Source organism: Brevundimonas sp. UBA7838 (assembly GCF_002500885.1).
Lineage (GTDB): Bacteria > Pseudomonadota > Alphaproteobacteria > Caulobacterales > Caulobacteraceae > Brevundimonas > Brevundimonas vesicularis_C.
The window spans coordinates 2,982-3,943 of the sequence record NZ_DLTK01000016.1; the positions used below are offsets into that span (position 1 = coordinate 2,982).

The 962-nt window shown below is 67.4% G+C and carries 1 protein-coding gene; it reads right to left on the minus strand.

Going from position 1 to position 962, the window contains the following annotated elements; all coding sequences use genetic code 11:
• A partial coding sequence (locus B3T77_RS00850; protein ID WP_292076174.1) for an FGGY family carbohydrate kinase occupies nt 1–962 on the minus strand: 962 nt, incomplete at both ends.

The following is a 962-nucleotide window of genomic DNA, read 5'->3' on the forward strand; positions in this document are numbered from 1 at the left end:
CACTGGATCGCCGAGCCGGCCGAGAAGATCGACCCCTCCAGCGCATAGGCGGACGGGCCATCGGCCTGATAGCCGAGCGTGCCCAACAGACGCCGTGTCGAGGCCACCGGCTCCGCGCCCACATTGGCGACCAGAAAAGCGCCGGTGCCATAGGTGATCTTGGCGTCCCCGGCCTTCAGCGCCCCGTGCCCCACCAGGGCCGCCTGCTGGTCTCCGGCCGATCCGGCAATGGGCAGAGGCTGGCCGAACAGCGCAGGATCGCTCTCGCCGATCACACCTGCGCAAGGGACGATGTCGGGTAGGGCCTCTCGCGGCACATCGAACACATCGCACAGGTCGTCACGCCATTTGATCGTCCTCAGATCCATCAGAGACGTGCGTGATGCATTGGTCGCATCGGTGGCGTGGACCCGGCCGCCAGTGAGCTTCCAGATCAACCAGGCGTCGATCGTGCCCAGCTTGACCTCGCCCTTCGCCGCCCGCTCGCGCGATCCGGGCACAGCGTCCAGGAGCCAAGCGAACTTGGTTGCCGAGAAATAGGGATCGAGGATCAGGCCGGTGGCGGTCTGGACTCTCGGCTCGTTGCCTTGGGCGGTCAGGCGGGCGGTGACGTCGGCGGTGCGGCGATCCTGCCAGACGATGGCGCGATGCAGCGGCTCGCCGGTCGCTGCATCCCAGATTACGGCCGTTTCCCGCTGATTGGTGATGCCGATGGCGTTGAAGCGGGCGACGCCGCCGGCCTTGCGCACCACCTCTCGACAGGTCTGGAGCGTCGCGGTCCAGATTTCGGCGGCGTCATGTTCGACCCAGCCGGACTTCGGGAAATGCTGGGCCAGCTCGATCTGGCTGACCGCGACGGGCCTCAGGTCCCCTTTTTCTTCGCCTACCGCGCTTCGCGCGGCTTGAGGCGCGACCTCGAAGGCGATGGCGCGGGTCGAGGTCGTGCCCTGGTCGATGGCGAG